13 protein-coding genes are annotated in these 17922 nt (G+C 46.1%); 8 read left to right on the top strand and 5 right to left on the bottom strand.

What is annotated here, in order from left to right; genetic code table 11:
* Positions 1-354: 354 nt before the first annotated feature.
* The 3 genes from QUB14_RS03365 (at position 355) to QUB14_RS03355 (ending at position 3550) form a co-directional block, all read left to right on the top strand.
* Positions 355-585 (top strand): hypothetical protein, encoded by a 231-nt coding sequence (locus tag QUB14_RS03365; RefSeq protein WP_333215183.1) that lies wholly within the window; start codon positions 355-357, stop codon positions 583-585.
* A 400-nt stretch (positions 586-985) separates the two neighbouring features.
* On the top strand, positions 986-2386 hold the full coding sequence (mgtE, locus tag QUB14_RS03360; RefSeq protein ID WP_333215185.1) for a magnesium transporter: 1401 nt from the start codon (positions 986-988) through the stop codon (positions 2384-2386).
* A 237-nt stretch (positions 2387-2623) separates the two neighbouring features.
* On the top strand, positions 2624-3550 hold the full coding sequence (locus tag QUB14_RS03355) for a hypothetical protein (RefSeq protein ID WP_333215187.1): 927 nt from the start codon (positions 2624-2626) through the stop codon (positions 3548-3550).
* A gap of 308 nt (positions 3551-3858) precedes the next feature.
* On the opposite strand, the gene QUB14_RS03350 is transcribed toward QUB14_RS03355, so the two are convergent.
* Positions 3859-4377, bottom strand: a complete 519-nt coding sequence (locus tag QUB14_RS03350; RefSeq protein ID WP_190655684.1) for a hypothetical protein — start codon at positions 4375-4377, stop codon at positions 3859-3861.
* 20 nt (positions 4378-4397) lie between these two features.
* The gene (locus QUB14_RS03345) at positions 4398-5480 is read right to left on the bottom strand and encodes a ParM/StbA family protein (RefSeq protein ID WP_333041971.1); all 1083 of its coding nucleotides are present in this window, start codon (positions 5478-5480) and stop codon (positions 4398-4400) included.
* A 322-nt stretch (positions 5481-5802) separates the two neighbouring features.
* Between QUB14_RS03345 and ftsH2 the strand changes: the two genes are divergently transcribed.
* The 5 genes from ftsH2 (at position 5803) to QUB14_RS03320 (ending at position 13609) form a co-directional block, all read left to right on the top strand.
* Positions 5803-7689: an ATP-dependent zinc metalloprotease FtsH2 gene (gene ftsH2 / locus QUB14_RS03340; protein ID WP_190736779.1), complete on the top strand. Its 1887-nt coding sequence runs from the start codon at positions 5803-5805 to the stop codon at positions 7687-7689.
* 133 nt (positions 7690-7822) lie between these two features.
* Positions 7823-8224, top strand: coding sequence for a hypothetical protein (locus QUB14_RS03335; protein WP_333215191.1), 402 nt, complete (start codon positions 7823-7825; stop codon positions 8222-8224).
* 154 nt (positions 8225-8378) lie between these two features.
* The gene (locus QUB14_RS03330) at positions 8379-9668 is read left to right on the top strand and encodes an aminopeptidase P N-terminal domain-containing protein (RefSeq protein ID WP_333215193.1); all 1290 of its coding nucleotides are present in this window, start codon (positions 8379-8381) and stop codon (positions 9666-9668) included.
* A gap of 158 nt (positions 9669-9826) precedes the next feature.
* Positions 9827-12373, top strand: a complete 2547-nt coding sequence (locus QUB14_RS03325; protein WP_333215195.1) for a PAS domain S-box protein — start codon at positions 9827-9829, stop codon at positions 12371-12373.
* 6 nt (positions 12374-12379) lie between these two features.
* Entirely contained in the window at positions 12380-13609 is a 1230-nt protein-coding gene (locus tag QUB14_RS03320) for an ATP-binding protein (RefSeq protein ID WP_333215197.1), read from the top strand.
* A gap of 15 nt (positions 13610-13624) precedes the next feature.
* On the opposite strand, the gene QUB14_RS03315 is transcribed toward QUB14_RS03320, so the two are convergent.
* From QUB14_RS03315 to QUB14_RS03305, 3 genes are all read right to left on the bottom strand, one after another.
* Positions 13625-14206 (bottom strand): HAD family hydrolase, encoded by a 582-nt coding sequence (locus tag QUB14_RS03315; protein ID WP_333215199.1) that lies wholly within the window; start codon positions 14204-14206, stop codon positions 13625-13627.
* 282 nt (positions 14207-14488) lie between these two features.
* Entirely contained in the window at positions 14489-15613 is a 1125-nt protein-coding gene (locus tag QUB14_RS03310) for an ATP-binding protein (RefSeq protein ID WP_333215201.1), read from the bottom strand.
* Entirely contained in the window at positions 15610-17922 is a 2313-nt protein-coding gene (locus tag QUB14_RS03305; protein WP_333215204.1) for a WD40 repeat domain-containing protein, read from the bottom strand. The genes QUB14_RS03310 and QUB14_RS03305 overlap by 4 nt, the downstream gene beginning before the upstream one ends.

The raw sequence follows: 17922 nt of genomic DNA, 5'->3' as shown, positions 1-17922 counted from the left end.
AGCTAGATCTGTTCAGATTGTAAATAGGTATTGTTTGCCAACATTGGCGACAAAACCAGTAGATTTGATGCTGGCCAACGTGACGCAGCATTTGATTCGAGCAGCAGGGGCAGTGGGTCATACAGAGCTATTTTTATAACTAAGGGTATTTCACTCTTGTTGCAAAGTGCTGTAAGTTCGCTTGAAGCAACCATAACAAGACCCTAGAGAAAAAAATAAATATTTGGTAAATAATATAAAAGGGTTAAGAAAAAGATACAAATTTAAACATTCCGTAATAAAACTAAGAGCGCCAAGAATGTTTATCCCACAATAGGCACATTGTTACAAACCTTGTAATGTCACCTCTGTTTTTTGAAAATTCTACACTATTCGGAGGCAATTTATGAAGGTATCACGGGCCGACAGTCGGGTGTAAAAGATGCGGTATCCGGAACAACCGATGCCTTCGCCAGCGACAGGATGCTGTTAGTCCCAGAAGCGCTGAGACAGGGTGTAACTCAAAGCCAATATTCTATTATACAGCAGCAGCCTTTAACCTGCATTTCCTACGGCATAATCTTGCCAGTAAGCGACACTGAATAGAAAGAAACAGTCAATAATTTTATTCGCAATCAAAGTTCGACGAACCTGTTGGAAAAAGTGAGCGGGCGCAATTCTCCTTTCCTACCAAGGAGTGTCGCCGATCGAGATAAATGTATTTAATACCCACTCGGCTAAGGTGCTTCGCGCGCACCCGATGGAGAGGGGTAATACTAAATCCGCGTTAAAAACCCTTTGCTCCGACTCGACGATGGAAATCGCTCAAGAGTCAAACTTTCGTCCTCGCTGAGAGCGACTAAGAAACAAAGGGGTATTTAAGCCGGATTTCATATAAGCTGCGGATATTGTCAGGGCAAGTGCGATCGCCACTGCAACCAGTGGCGTCAATAGGCTCTAAACTGGATTCAGGAAGGCGCGCAGCACAGGTTTAGGAGGGTCATCAGTGACAACAGAAAAAAATTATCAATCGTCTTCTCTACCCACCTACGCGCGAAAAGAACTCCGGGAATTAGTTCGATCGCAGTTAAGGGCCCTGTTGGAAGAAGGAGACTTTAAAGGAGCAAAAGCGATTTTGCACCCGGTGCAGGAAGCAGACATAGCTGAAGCTATCGAAGGCCTGCCAGAAACCATGCAAGTAATAGCTTTCCGCTTGCTTTCCAAAGACGAAGCCATCGCAGTTTACGAATATCTCGACTCCACCGTTCAGCAGTCCCTCTGCGAAAAATTCAAACGCCAAGAAGTCATTGATATTGTAGACAAAATGTCCCCGGACGATCGAGCTAAACTGTTTGACGAACTGCCGGCAATATTAGTCCGTCGCCTGTTGGGTGAATTGAGCCCGACGGAACGCGAAGCTACGGCTCAACTTTTGGGTTACGAAGCCAGTACCGCCGGTCGGATCATGACCCCGGAATATATTTCTCTGAAAGAAAGCTTTACCGTCGCCCAAGCTTTAGACCGAATTCGCTCTTTGGCTAGAACTACCGAAACAATTTATTCTCTTTACGTCACCGACGCCGGACGCAGCTTGACTGGCATTTTATCCTTGCGGGATTTAGTCACTTCGCCCCTCGACAAAACTGTCGGCGAAATTATGACCCGCGACGTAGTTTCTGTTCAAACAGGAACGGATCAAGAAGAAGTAGCTAGGCTGATCCAGCGTTACGATTTTTTAGCTGTGCCCGTTGTAGACCGCGAACAGCGGCTCGTCGGGATCATTACAGTTGACGACGCGATCGACATCTTAGAACAAGAAGCAGCCAAAGATATTTATACCTTGGGCGGCGTCCAGTCCGGCGGCGACAATTATTTTCAGACCGATTTAATTACCGTTGCCCGGAAAAGAGTCGTGTGGCTGTTTGTTCTGCTTTTAACTAATACTGTCACTGGCGCAATTATTAGAGCTCAAGAAGATATTTTGAACCAAGTAGTCGCCTTAGCAGCCTTTATTCCCTTGCTGACTGGCACTGGAGGCAATGTCGGAGCTCAGTCCTCAACTGTTGTAATTCGCGGTTTGAACACTGACGAAATTACAGCAATGGGCCCGTTTCAAGTAATTGTTCGGGAGGGGATGGCGGGAGCGCTGCTAGGAGCTATATTGGGGACTGTAGCGACGGGCTGGGCTTATACTCTGCAAGGGAGTTTAGCAGTGGCACTCGCGGTGGGAGTGAGTTTGTTTGCGATCGCAATTTTAGCTTCTATTGCCGGTTCAGCTCTGCCGTTTCTATTTCGTTCTTTGGGTTTAGACCCCGCTTTAATGTCTGCTCCCTTTATTACCACCGCAGTTGATGTCCTTGGGGTCTTGATTTATTTCACTTTAGCTCGACTAATTTTGCAGCTTTAATATATTTAATTACATGGCTGTCAATAAAAACCTTAATGGGTTTTTCACCACTACTCAATTCGACGCCTGCGTGCGATTTCCTACCGGATAGCTGCGCTCGCGTACTTTATTGTTATCCGCATACTTGTACCAGTTGAAAAAAATAATGCAACTATAGGCCCGCGATCCAAACTCCGAGCTTCATCAGTCATTCCACATCTAAAATCTAAAATCTAAAATCTAAAATGGTATTAGCCTATGTCATCATCCAATTCACCAACCAAAATCCCAAATCCCACGTCCAGCAATTTGTTAGAAACTGCTGAATTGGTTTTTCTTGCTGCCTCTGCTGTGGGATTGGCTGCTAGTTTGGTTTGGGGGCAGAGCGTTTATGCTCAAGTGCCTGTAGTGATTTCGTTGGTGTTGAATTTTGTGAACCGGCAGAAGCTGCACGGGCAAGTTAAAGCAAGTACGGCGGCCACGTTCGATCGCGTAAATCAACAAGCAGCTACTACCGATCGCGCGATCGAGGAATTGCAACTTGCTGTAAATGCTTTAGACGAAGCTGTTGCTCAAACCTCTCGCGAAAATCTCAATGTTGTTGGGCCTGGAGAAAACGTACACTCTCTCATTTCAGCAATTGAGAACCTGCGCCAGCGACTAATAATTTTAGAAAAAACTATTAAAATGATTCAAAGCGAGATCGAACTAACCAGCCGCCAATTCAAACAGCGGCCGGAGTTGCAACAAGTCGAAACTTTGACAACAATAATTCTGGACTTGCAGCAGTTTATCAACGAACTGCCACAGTGGGGCAGTTTGCAGCAGCGGCAGCTAACAGAACTTCAGCAAAAAGTAGACAATGCTTTGGCTGAGCTCTCAGAAGAAATTGCTGTGATTCCCAACCGCGTGCAAGAGGCGGTAGCTAGTCGCGGTGGAGAAATTAACCCACAGTTTGGTTCTGGTTTGAATGCAGATCAAAAGAATGGTTATCGGCCTAAAACCCAGAATGAGAAAATTCGCCAGAAATATCCCAGAGCTTATGTCAAGTGGAGTCAGGATGAAGACGAAAATTTGAAGAAAGAATATGCTAGCGGTCAACAAATTGACGAATTAGCTCAGAGATTTCAGCGACAGCCTAGTGCCATTCGTTCGCGATTACAAAAATTAGGATTAATCGAATAATAGGAATGGTATAGACAAAAATGAGTAATATCAAATCCGTTAGCATCGGAATAGTAAATTCGAGTTCACTGTTGACGGTTGACTGTTGACTGTTCACTGTCAACAGTCAACCGTCAACAGTCAACATCATTCCGGTGTAACCGGAAATGATATAAATCTAAAATCTAAAATCTAAAATCGGCAATAACAAAGCGATCGCCCTTTTTTTTCAAAAGAGCGATCGCTTTGTTTCTGTATTCAGTACCGGCTGCCAACAGCGGGCCACTAACATTACATCTCCAGACTTTTTAGCCTGGGTCTACCTCATTTTAGAAATCTTGGGGTAACAAAGAACTTAAACGCTCCAACAAAGGATCGGAATTCCGAGGAGGAGCAACTTCAGCATCAGACACTACATTATCATCCGCCACAGATTCAGACTCAATCGGGCCAGGCTCTACTACTTTTGAAACTTGGGCAAAAGAAACTTGAGCAAACTTACTGTTAACAGTCCCCTGCAACTGATCCAACTGCGCGCTGAGTTGACTCAGGTGATGTTCCAGTCCCTCCAAACGGCTTAATTCCTCTGCCGAAACATTGTGCTCAAACTCAGCAAATTTGACCACAAGTTCAGCAATACGCTGTTCCAACCGCTGAAAGCTCTGTGTAGAGCTAGCAGACTCAGATACAGACAAAAACTGCCACAAAGCTTGCTTGCAGAGATTGCTGAAAGTCTGATACTTCGTGAAAGCCAACTCTTTTTCAATAGCGGCCAGCAAAGTTTGATCCGCAGCATCTTCCGTAAACGCCACCGAGAAATTCGCCTTATTTTTTGCCCACAGTGCCATAGGGTTCAAGCCTTAATGCGTTACTTTATCGTGGCTAGCTGAGCCTCAGCATAAATAAACTGTCCCAAAGCATTAGCTTTCCGGGAAGGCTGAGCCAAGTGAGCCTTAAGATTGGCGTCTTTAAGCAAAGGTTGCAAAACCTCCCAGAAAAACTCGCCGCCCCCGCCAGTCAGAACCACATCCGTCACACGTTCCGGCAGCCACTGCACCAAACGTTCGGACAGTTCGTTAGCGAAAGCCTCCCGCAAATCCTTAATAATCGGATCTAAATTAGTCGGCTTAGTCGCTCCTCTGGGACGGTAAAAACGCTGGCCCTCGGGTTTATTCACCGCTTCCAGTAAAGACAGCGATTGAGGGTCTGCTCCCGGAATCTTTGAGGCAACTTGTTCGTAGAACTTGTTCATTGCGAAGGAATCGCTCTTAGAAGCCGCCCGGGCGAACCGGAAACGATCGACCATTAACAAATCGGTAGTTTGGTGTCCGATATCAACAACAGCCACCGACAGTTCGGGCAACTCCGGCGTAAACTCCTTGTTATCTTGAGCCTCACACCAAATCAGGCTGCCGAACCCTTCCGGCATCACCCAAACGTGACTGATGTTAATATCCACCCGCTCGCCCCGGTACACCACAACGTGGGGAGAGCGCAGTTGGCTGATAATTTCTTCCTTTTCCTTCTCAAACTGATCCTGCGAATAAAACGGCAAACCCAGCACAACTGCTATTTCGCCCTTCATCTGGAAATATCCAGCACAGGAAAAGACCTTAACCAAAGCATCTACTACTTTCGACTGGTCGGCGCCACCGAGATTAGCGCCAAAATCTGCCGCCAGTTGACCGATCGCGTACCCCTTGCCCTGGTACTCCAGCCACATATCCAACAGAGGGTCTGTTGCTTTCGACTCAAAGCTGCCACCCCGCACCTTTTCCACGGGCATAGTAGCCACGTTAGCAGGGATGAAAACAACGCTACTCGGGTTGCGACTCACGCAAGCTTTAGTTGCCGTCCGACCCAAATCAGCACTAATAATCGATTTGTTAGAAGCGACTTTAGTCTGCTGGGTCAGCATAGCCGAATTAGGAACAAGCTGTCTAGTTGTCATTGAAATGTGTTACCTCACTGAGCCTCACCATTATCATGCCTTATCCCTTGACACTGCCACGCTTAAAGACAGTGGGTTTTGCGGCGATTCTTCTAACTCTACCTAGATCGGTATCGAAATCAGCACCAAACATTATATTCGGGACGATCGCCCTTACCGTAACTAACCTAACTTTTTCTGGAGCGATCGTGGTCGAAGCTCTGTTGCCTGAGAGTGCATTGTTAAGTTAAATTTAGTTAAGATTCTGAGTGTAAACTTTTGTCGCACTTCTCCGACACCGCGATCTTACCCGATCTGTCCCCAATTCAAGGCATCCGCATTTATGAAAATTTCTTGGCGAACTATACTACTTTGGACTTTACCCGCCTTAGTCATCGGCTTTTTCTTGTGGCAGGGGGCCTTTGCCCCATCCCCGGCAGAAATGAGCAAGAACACCGCCAGCACCCGCCTGAGCTACGGTCGATTCTTAGATTACTTAAACGCCGGTCGAGTGACCAGCGTTGACCTTTACGACGGAGGTCGGACGGCTATTGTCCTAGCAGTCGATCCCGAACTGGACAATCACGAGCAGCGGTGGCGGGTAGACTTGCCCTCAAATGCCCCGGAACTGGTTTCTAGGCTCAGAGACTCAAAAATCAGCTTCGACACTCACCCACTACGCAACGACGGTGCTGTCTGGGGACTTTTAGGCAATCTAGTATTTCCCCTCTTGTTAGTAGGAGGCCTGTTTTTCCTCTTCCGCCGCGGTGGCAACGTTCCCGGCGGCCCGGGCCAAGCCATGAATTTTGGCAAATCCAAAGCTCGCTTTCAAATGGAAGCTAAAACAGGCGTACTGTTCGACGACGTAGCAGGCGTTGAGGAAGCCAAAGAAGAACTACAAGAAGTAGTGACATTCCTCAAAAAACCCGAACGCTTCACCGCAGTCGGGGCGAAGATTCCCAAAGGCGTGCTGCTAGTGGGCCCTCCCGGAACCGGTAAAACCCTGCTGGCAAAAGCGATCGCAGGCGAAGCCGGCGTGCCTTTCTTCAGCATCTCCGGTTCGGAATTTGTTGAAATGTTCGTCGGTGTCGGCGCTTCCCGCGTTCGGGACTTGTTCAAGAAAGCTAAAGAAAATGCTCCTTGCATCATCTTCATCGATGAAATCGATGCAGTCGGTCGCCAACGGGGCGCCGGTATCGGCGGCGGTAACGACGAACGGGAACAAACCCTGAACCAGTTGCTGACGGAAATGGACGGTTTTGAGGGCAATACTGGCATTATCATCATTGCTGCCACCAACCGTCCCGACGTGCTCGACTCAGCGCTGCTGCGTCCGGGACGTTTTGACCGCCAAGTTACTGTAGATACGCCGGATATTAAAGGTCGCTTGGAAATTTTGGAAGTTCACGCGCGCAACAAGAAGCTGTCTGCGGAAATTTCTTTGGACGCCATCGCCCGCCGTACTCCTGGTTTTACCGGCGCTGATTTGGCTAACTTGCTCAACGAAGCTGCTATTTTAACCGCGCGCCGCCGCAAAGAAGCGATTACGATGCTCGAAGTTGACGATGCAGTCGATCGCGTGGTAGCAGGTATGGAAGGCACTCCTTTGGTGGACAGCAAGAGCAAGCGCTTGATTGCTTACCACGAAATCGGCCACGCGATCGTCGGTACAATCATTCAAGCCCACGATCCAGTTCAAAAAGTTACCTTAGTTCCTCGCGGACAGGCCCGCGGCTTGACTTGGTTCATGCCCAGCGAAGACCAAGGTTTGATTTCTCGATCGCAAATTTTAGCGCGGATTAGCGGTGCCTTGGGTGGCCGCGCAGCCGAAGAAGTAGTTTTCGGCGATGCCGAAGTAACTACCGGTGCGGGTAACGACTTGCAGCAAGTCAGCGGCATGGCGCGGCAAATGGTGACTCGCTATGGGATGTCTACCTTGGGCCCGATCGCCCTGGAAGCTCAACAAAGCGAAATTTTCCTCGGCCGCGACTACACAGCGCGATCGGAATATTCCGAAGAAATAGCCTCTCGGATTGACGGACAAGTTCGAGCAATTGTCGATCACTGCTACGACGACGCCCGCCGAATTATTCGCGAAAATCGCACCGTGATCGATCGCTTAGTCGATTTGTTGATCGAAAAAGAAACCATCGACGGCGAAGAGTTGCGCCTAATCGTCTCTGAATACACTTTTGTTCCTGAAAAAGAACAATACGTTCCTCAGCTTTAAGACTTGTTTAAAGATTACGGACACGGCACTGCCGTGTCTTTAAAAAGTAGGGACGTGGCACTATTGCCACGTCCCTACTTTTTTATTAAACTGTCAATAATATTAAACCGCCCCTAAACGCCAATTAACGCAGATGAATACTACATTTGCCCTAGATACTAAGAATTCGTCATTTTTTTTAATAGCAACTTTGATTTTTGTTTCCATCAATACTTTGAGCGCCCGCGCTGAAAAATTAAGATGTTTTGTAGATATTTGCATCGACCCCAGCAGCGTTGAATTAAGTAAATCCGATATTCCCGGTGCTCCCTCTTATCCAGTCAGAACTATTTTAGGAACTCAACAGTTTAGTAAGGAGAAATTGTTGGCGCAAATGGAAGTTAACTGCCAGCAGCGACAGTTTAGAACTGTCAGAGTTAGCGAAGATGGCGAAAATTGGTCTAATTTCGATCCGAGATGGACTTTAGTCGATCGCAACTCATCTTTGTCTCGGCTGGTTGACTATACTTGTAAATTGGCGATCGCAGAACAATAGAATAAATAAGTATACCCAGAAAAAAACAGAGCACCTCTATCTTCAACCCTTGCCTTGCGGGTTTTGTCTGTGTGCCCGTAAACTCAGCGATTTCAACCGCCGAGTGTTAATATTACACTCAATCTAAAATCTAAAATCTAAAATCTAAAATCGGATGACAAACCCCACCGAATACCGGCAAAGACGCGAACAGTTAATGGCAAAAATTGGCAGCGGGACGGCGATATTTCGCAGCGCCCCCGCTGCCGTCATGCACAACGATGTAGAATATGCCTACCGACAAGATAGCGACTTTTTCTACTTAACCGGTTTCAACGAAGCTGCGGCGGTAGCAGTGATCGCGCCGCACCACGAAGAACACAAATTTGTTTTGTTTGTGCAGCCAAAAGACTTGGAAAAAGAAACTTGGCACGGTTATCGCGCCGGAGTAGAAGGCGCTAAGGAATTGTACGGGGCGGATGAAGCTTTCCCCATCGCCGAACTTGCGGAAAAATTGCCGAAATATTTAGAAAAAGCCGATCGCATATACTATCACTTCGGGCGCGATCGTACTTTTGACCAAACAGTCCTCAATCACTGGCAACGGTTGATGGCAACCTACCCAAAACGCGGCACAGGCCCGACAGCAATCGAAGATTCCAACATTATTTTACACCCGATGCGGCTGGTGAAAAGCGAAACTGAATTAGCATTAATGCGAAAAGCGGCTAATATCTCAGTTGCAGCGCACAACCGCGCCCAAGAATTCGCCAAACCGGGCAGATACGAATATGAAATTCAAGCTGAAATAGAACATACTTTTGGCTTAAATGGCTGCACTCCCGCTTACCCTTCAATTGTTGCATCCGGTTACAATTCCTGCGTCCTCCACTACATCGAAAACAACCGGCAAATGCAGGAAAACGATTTGTTGCTAATAGATGCCGGTTGTGCTTGCGGGTACTACAACGCTGATATTACTCGTACCTTTCCTGTTAGCGGCAAATTTACAGCCGAACAACAGATAATTTATGACTTAGTTTTGCAAGCACAATTGCAGGCAATTAGTCAAGTATATCCGGGAAATCCTTACAGCAAAATTCACGAAACAGCGGTGCGCGTTTTGGTGGAAGGTTTAATGGATTTAAAACTTTTGGTGGGGGACATTGAAGAGATAATTAAAGAAGAGAAATACAAGCCATTTTATATGCACCGCACTGGTCATTGGCTGGGATTGGACGTGCACGATGTCGGCGTTTATCAGTACGGCGAAAATCCGCAAGTTTTGCAGGCAGGACAAGTGCTGACGGTGGAACCGGGGATTTATATTTCTCCTTATATTAAACCCGTTGAAGGACAGCCGGAGGTTCCTGAAAAATGGCGCGGTATTGGCGTGAGAATTGAAGATGATGTTTTGGTGACACTGGAGGGCCATGAAGTCTTGACGGCGGGAGTTCCTAAATAATTGTTGACTGTTGACTGTTGACTGTTGACTGTTGACTGTTGACGGTTTGAACAATACCGATGCAACCGGAAACGATATAAGTTGGCACTGAAGGCTTGAGCTTTGTTAGTATTGGCTTGAAAAAGCTCAAGTCCGCAACTGCCAAACAAAGAGCGCTTATGTGTATTGATCCTACCAAGATCGATCGACCTCTCGAAACCTGCGAAGCATTAGTAGCAGAGCAAACAGCAAAAATTCGGCAACTAGAAGAGAATTTGCAGCAGCAGAGAGAATTGTGCCAGAAATTAGAAGCACAACTCAAAGCAGTCGAGAATGCTGGCTTTTCGGGTTCGGTAACTGAATTTGATATCACCGATGACGATCGCCTTCGGTTAATCGCATCTCTGGAAAAAAGCCAGGAAATGTACCGAATTCTCATCAAACATTATCCAAATGGCTCGGTGTTGTTGTTCGATCGCGATTTGCGCTATACTCTGGTTGACGGTCAAGGTTTGGCAGCAGTTGGTTTGTCTAAAGAACTGTTGGAAGGCAAAACCTTGTGGGAAGTATCCCCACCTGAAGATTGGCAACTTTTTGAGACTAAATATCGTGCGGCTTTGGCGGGAAAAGAGAATACTTTTGAATATAAATACGGAAATCGCGTTTATTTAATAACAGTTGCTCCCGTCGAAAATGACCGGGAAGAAATTTTTGCAGGAATGCTCGTTACTCAAGATATTACCGAAAAAAAACAGGCAGAAATAGCGCTGGAAGAAATCAAAAATCAGCTAGAAATTAAATATCAAAAGCGCACTGAAGACTTGAAAACAGCAAACGATCAATTGCAGGAAGAAATTCTCTCTCGCTGGCGCGCCGAAAAAGCTCTGCGGGAAAGCCAGGAACAGCTAGAAGTGTTTTTTTCTCAATCTTTAGATGGCTTTTTCTTTGTAATGCTGGACGAACCCGTGCACTGGGACGATACAGTTGACAAAAAAAAAGTTTTGGATTACGTGTTTGCTAACGGGCGGGTAACGAAGGCGAATGATGCTTTGATAGCTCAATACGGAGGTATTAGGGAACAGTTTATTGGCTGCACGCTTGACTCTTTATTCTCCCGCAACTTTACTGGCTGCAGAGAGATAATCAAGCAATTTTTTGATGAAGGCCGAATTCATATCGAAAATGACAATCGCAAGTTTGACGGAAATATAATTTGGGTGGAAGGCGACTATATTTGCATTTACGATTCCCACGGCCGAATCGTCGGGTATTTTGGCGTGCAGCGCGATATTAGCGATCGCAAAAAAACAGAAGCAGCACTGAAAGAAAGCGAAGAAAGGTTCCGACAGCTAGCAGAAAACATTGAAAGCGTGTTTTGGATGATAAACGTTCAACCCCAGGAAATTATTTATATCAGTCCGGGTTACGAAAAGATTTGGGGCAGAAGCTGCGCTGATTTGTATGCTAACGGGCGCTTTTTTGCAGATTCCCTCCATCCAGAAGATCGCGAGCGCGTTATTGCTAATTTAACTAGACGAATTGCGTCGGAAGACGAGATAGAATATAGAATTGTCAGGCCGGACGGCAAAATCCGCTGGATTCGCGATCGGGCTTTTCCGATTAAAAATCAATCTGGTAAAGTTTACCGCATCGTGGGCCTTGCAGTAGATATTACCGCCCGCAAACAGGCAGAAAAAACCATCCGCGAAAATGAAGAACGCTTCCGCCAGTTAGCAGAAAATAGCCAAGATTGCTTCTGGCTAATTTCTGCTGAGTTCACCGATTTATTGTATCTGAGTCCAGCTTACGACCAAATCTGGGCGCGCAGTCGCGAAGGATTGTATGCCGATCCCTTAAAATTCATGGAGTGGGTGCATCCAGAGGATAAACCTTTGTTGCAAGAGGCAATTAGGAGAGTGTTACAGGGCGAATCCACCAGTACCGAATATCGGTTTTTTCGGTCAGACGGCACAATGCACTGGTTATGCGATCGAGCTTTTCCCATTTACGACGAATCGGGCAAAATTTACCGCATCGCAGGTATTGCTGAAGATATCAGCGATCGCAAATTTACCGAAGCCCGCATCCAAGCAGCACTCCGCGAAAAAGAAGTATTGCTCAAAGAGATTCACCACCGAGTCAAAAATAATATGCAGATAATTTCCAGCCTGCTGCAACTTCAAGCTCAATACATTGAAGACGAACCGACGCTAGCTTTATTTGAAGAAAGCCAGACCCGCATCCATTCAATGGCTCTGATTCACGAGCAACTTTATCAATCCGAAAATCTCGATCAGATCGCCCTGTCTCCCTACGTCGAAAACTTGGTTGCTAATTTGTATCAATCTTTTGGTTGTGGCAACACTCCCATCCAATTTAACATCAAAGTTGACCCCATTTATTTAAACATAGAAACAGCAATTCCGTGCGGCTTAATTATTAACGAACTGGTTTCTAACTCTTTAAAGTATGCCTTTGTCTCAAGTTTATATGGTGAAATATCTATTAAATTTCATGAAATAAATAACAACCAATTTCATTTAACTATTCAAGATAACGGTTGCGGATTTCCGGCGGATTTTGACGTGGAAAATACTGAAACATTAGGATTGCGATTAGTGAGAATGTTGGCTTACCAATTAGAGGCGAGTATTGCCATTGACAGTCAGCGTGGAACCTGCTACACTCTGATTTTCCAAGAGTTAAATTATCGGCAGCGTATTTAACGAGAAATGAACCCTATACAAATTTTGGTTGTAGAAGACGAAGTTATTGTAGCTCAAGACATAGCAGGTCGATTAAAAAAACTGGGATATGCAGTAACAGCTACAGTTTCTTCAGGAGAAGAAGCAATTCAAAAAGCGATAGAAAACCCGCCAGACTTAGTGTTGATGGATATCGTGCTTAAAGGTGACATGGACGGGGTAACAGCGGCCGAGAAAATCAAAACTAATAAAAATGTGCCGACAGTATTTTTAACAGCTTATGCCGACGATCAAACGCTGCAAAGAGCGAAACTTACAGACCCCTTCGGTTATATTATCAAACCATTTCAACAAAATGATTTGCGGGTGGCGATCGAGATTGCCCTGCACAGACACGAAATCGAAACCAAGATGCGAGAATCTCTCAAAGCCTCGGAAGCAGTCAGAGAGTCGGTGGAAGAAAAATCGCACCGCCAAAACCAGTATATTTCAATGGCCGCTCACGAATTGCGGAACCCGCTCAACGCGATTTTAATTTCTGCGGAACTGCTAAAGCTCGATCGAACTCGCAGCAGTGACGAATCCCAAGTTAGAACCCTGCGGCTGGTGCACTCAGCTACCCAAAAGATGAACCAGCTAATCGACGATATGCTGTTCATGGGTCGAGCAGAAGCAGGTCAACTCAAATGCAATCCATTACCCATAAATTTAATTGAATTTTGTCAAGACTTGCTCGCTCAATTGCAGTTAGGAAATGAAGCCAAGCACAAACTAACATTAATCCCCTCAGATGTTACCAGTGCAATATTAGATCAACAATTACTGCACGGCATTATTTCTAACTTAATCGTCAATGCCATCAAATATTCCCCCAACGGCGGGCAAGTCACCTTGGAATTGGAATGCCGTCAAGCAGGCGAAGGAGACAAAGAACCTATTTTCTGCTTGTCTCCTCAGTGTTTGTTTCCCAATTCCCAATTTACAAATATTAGCTCTCCCTTACTAATTATGCGTATCCGAGACGAAGGTATCGGTATCCCAGAAACTGAAGTAGGGAAAATATTTGAAATGTTTTACCGCTGCAAGAATACAGGAAAGATTAAAGGTAACGGTTTGGGATTAACAATTGTTAAAAAAGCTGTGGAATTGCAAGGAGGGGCGATCGCCTGCGAAAGCAAAATGGGCGTTGGTACAACCTTCACAGTCGCGCTTCCTTACGTCGCACTTTCCTGTAAGACTCAACGAGAAACAACTTAAATACCACTACAAATACTAATCAAAGTGTTTCAAAATCCACTCCACAGCCGCCGCTAAATTTGCTGCAATAAAATCCGGTTTAGTATGGTGCTGATACTCCCCACTCAACACGCTTTCTCCGTAACCAGTCTGCACCAAAATGCCAGTACAGCCGGCATTGTGAGCCATATCAACATCAGTCGCTTTATCCCCGACCATAAAACTATTTCGCAAATCTAAATCCTGTTCCCAAGCGGCCGCTACCAACATCCCTGTATTCGGTTTTCGCCACGTTGTATACCGCGTAAATTCTGGGTTGGTTCCGCCTTCGGCTGCGCTTAAATAAGGACAGTAATAAAGAGCATCTAACTTGGCTCCTGCTTCATCTTCTAATAGCTGACACAGGCGTTTGTGCAAAGCTTCTACGTGGCTAACTGGATAATAACCCCTCGCCGGACCGGATTGATTGGAAACCAAACAGCAAAATATTTGTTGGTCATTTAAACGGCGTACAGCTTCGGCGACTCCGGGGATTAAATGCAAATCTTCTACTTTGTGGATGTAGCCCGCTTCGATATTGAGAACGCCATCTCTGTCAAGAAATACTGCTCGTTTCATTGTTGTATTGTTGCTGGAAAATTGGGTTTAGGGTGAGGATGCGGCAGGGCTCGTTGGTGTTAACTTAAGCCTAAAAACCTTTGTATCTATCGTTTATAGTCGAGTCTAGATCCCCCTAAATCCCCCTTAAGAAGGGGGACTTTGAGTGTTCCAGTCCTCCTCTTTTTCCGCTTGGGACTTTCACTCCTCTTGTCCCCCCCTTATTAAGGGGGGTTAGGGGGGATCGGTAAGACTGGACAAGGAAGACTATAGGCTGGCACAGCGAAAATATAGGTACGATCATCATTCTAAAATAGATTGTTTTTCCAGCCATTCGCGGAAACTATTATGATACAAACTATAGCAAATTTCTCCTCCAATTTCTTTTTTATTTAAGAACTCGCTCCAATTGTCTAACGCTTTTTCAACATCGTATTCATCCCCATCAATTATATTGGCGAGCGCACTTACAGATAAACTTGCTGTTGATTGTACCAAAACATTCAGCACAGACAACTCGATCGCCGATAAACCCTCACCTCTCATCCGCAGCCAGTGGTTTTGATAATACGCTGCTAAACCGGGAGGAACTTCAGAGAGAAGTGAGGACTCTCCCAGATTAGCATCGGGGCGTGAATTCTCGCCGATCGCCCTTAACATCTGGCTCAGATACATGAAATTGTTTTCGCTGACAGTGGCGAGTTGTTGGCAGAATTCGGGTTGAGTTAAATCCGGTGCGGTTGATAGGTATTGCTGAATGTAGTTCAGGGCATCCTCCCGATTTTGGGCGGGATAATCTCTTAAATCGAGAGTTTGAGAGGGGGTTTCAATTAACAAACCGGATTTCTCTCTCAAAAACGGGCGGCGGGCGAGGATAAAATAAGTACGATCGCCCAAATATCTCGGCAGATAAAACAGATTTGTGCTGGGTGGCTGACTGGTGCGGGCGATCGCGTCTACAGAATCAATGACTATTATCAACTTTTGGCGATCGGCTAATTTATCGCTAATTTGCTGAAGCAACAAAGACAGAAACCAACTCCCATCATGGGATTCGAGATTTTGAAGTTGAGATTTGAGCTTGACAATTTCCGATGTTTCCCCATTCGCGACAAGGTATTTGTCAATCAGTTGAGTGCAGACAGAAGCGAGAAAATCTTCAGCTCGATTTTTGCCTTCAACTCCAGCGTTGTAATAGATACTGCGAGGATGGGCCGTGACATATTGGGCGAGGATGGAACTTTTGCCACAGCCGGGAGTGCCGACAATTGTGAAATAACCGCGGCTGTGGGAGTCCAGAAAGTCGGATATCGCAGAAAAAACAAACTTGCGCCCTGCAAAATTCTCGGTTTTTTCTCGCAGGAGTTGCTGAAATTCTATTGGATAAGCAGCGGTAGAGATCGGAGTTGGCAGAGGTGAGGAATTCATGTTAGTGCCTCCACCCCTTCTAGCCGCAGGAAATATACGCGGCCGGATTCGTCGCCTGCTACAATTGTGACTCCATCGGGGGCGATGGCGCAAGATGCGATCGGGCTTTCACCCGTGAAACTGGCAATGACATTTCCACTCAACAAATCCCAGACTTTGAGGGTATTGTCATCTGAACCAGAAATCGCCCGCTTGCCATCAGCAGTGACAGCTACTGCATTTACCGAACTGGTGTGACCATTGAGAGTAAACTGTTCCTTTAGAGTTGTTAAATCCCAGACTTTCAGGGTATTGTCAATTGAACCAGAAATCGCCCGCTTGCCATCAGCAGTGACGGCTACTGCATTTACCAAACTGGTGTGACCATTGAGAGTAAACTGTTCCTTTCCAGTTGTTAAATCCCAGACTTTCAGGGTTTTGTCATATGAAGCAGAAATCGCCCGCTTGCCATCAGCAGTAACAGCTACTGCATTTACCGAACTGGTGTGACCATTGAGAGTAAACTGTTCCTTTCCAGTTGTTAAATCCCAGACTTTCAGGGTTTTGTCACCTGAAGCAGAAATCGCCCGCTTGCCATCAACAGTGACGGCTACTGCATATACCGAACTGGTGTGACCATTGAGAGGAAACTGTTCCTTTCCAGTTGTTAAATCCCAGACTTTGAGGGTGTTATCATCTGAACTAGAAATCGCCCACTTGCCATCAGCAGTGATGGCTCCAGTTGTTAAAGCCCAGACTGGGAGGGTGTTATGATATGAACGTGAACTAGAAATCGCCCGCTTGCCATCAGCAGTGACGGCGACTGCTTTTACCGAACTGCTGTGACCTTTGAGAGTAAACAGTTCCTTTCCAGTTGTTAAATCCCAGACTTTGAGGGTTGTGTCATCTGAACCAGAAATCGCCCGCTTACCATCACCAGTGACGGCTACAGCAGTTACGTAACTGCTGTGACTATTGAGAGTAAACAGTTCCTTTCCAGTTGTTAAATCCCAGACTTGGAGGGGGTCATCATATGAACTAGAAATCGCCCGCTTGCCATCAGCAGTGACGGCGACTGCTTTTACCGAAATGCTGTGACTTTTGAGAGTAAACAGTTCCTTTCCAGTTGTTAAGTCCCAGACTTTGAGGGTGTTATCATCTGAACCAGAAACCGCCCGCTTACCATCAGCAGTGACGGCTACTGCATTTACGTAACTGCTGTGACCATTGAGAGTAAACTGTTCCTTTCCCGTTGTTAAATCCCAGATTTTGAGGGTTTTGTCTCTTGAACCAGAAATCACCCGCTTGCCATCAGCAGTGACGGCTACTGCTTTTACGTAACTGCTGTGACCATTGAGAGTAAACTGTTCCTTTCCCGTTGTTAAATCCCAGACTTTGAGGGTATTGTCAATTGAACCAGAAATCGCCCGCTTGCCATCAGCAGTGACGCCTACTGCATTTACGAAACCGGTGTGACCTTTGAGAGTAAACTGTTCCTTTCCAGTTGTTAAATCCCAGACTTTGAGGGTATTGTCAATTGAACCAGAAATCGCCCGCTTGCCATCAGCAGTGACGGCTACTGCATTTACGTAACTGGTGTGACCTTTGAGAGTAAACTGTTCCTTTCCAGTTGTTAAATCCCAGACTTTCAGGGTTTTGTCATCTGAACCAGAAATCGCCCGCTTGCCATCAGCAGTGACGGCGAATGCTTTTACCGAACTGCTGTGACCTTTGAGAGTAAACTGTTCCTTTCCAGTTGTTAAATCCCAGACTTTCAGGGTGTTGTCCCACGAACCAGAAATCGCCCGCTTGCCATCAGCAGTGACGGCTACTGCATTTACGAAACCGGTGTGACCTTTGAGAGTGCGTAGCAGTCCCCGGCGAGGGGGAGTTAAACAAGATGTCAAAGGACGCAACCAAGGTGCTGCTTTCCACTGCTTAGCTACCTCTGCCATTCCCTGAATTGCCGGAATGTTAAAGTGCAGCAAGCGCCCTAACAATTGCTCTGCGAGTTGCGTCTTATCTAGAGTCAAAATATCCGCTGACTTCCACAGTGCCGCTTGAATCAAGTTCAGGGCTTCAACTTTTTCTGGGTTGTACTCTGGGTGACTTAATGCTTCTGAATCGTCAACCAAATCGAAATCATCAATAAGTGCCTGCAGTCCAAAATCAGGATGCTGAATCTTTGCCATCAGGAAGTTAAAATCCGTCAGCTTTTCATAATATTTTCCTAAATTTCCAGACTTGACATGATTTGGCAGTAAGCTGCCCAGATAAGCACGTTGACAGAAAAGTGGTTTGGCCGCTAACTTGTCAGCAAATTCTGCCAT

It is taken from the genome of Microcoleus sp. B3-D2, from assembly GCF_036705345.1.
In the GTDB taxonomy this organism is placed as follows: Bacteria; Cyanobacteriota; Cyanobacteriia; order Cyanobacteriales; family Microcoleaceae; genus Microcoleus.
This window is presented reverse-complemented; position numbering and strand designations above follow the sequence as displayed.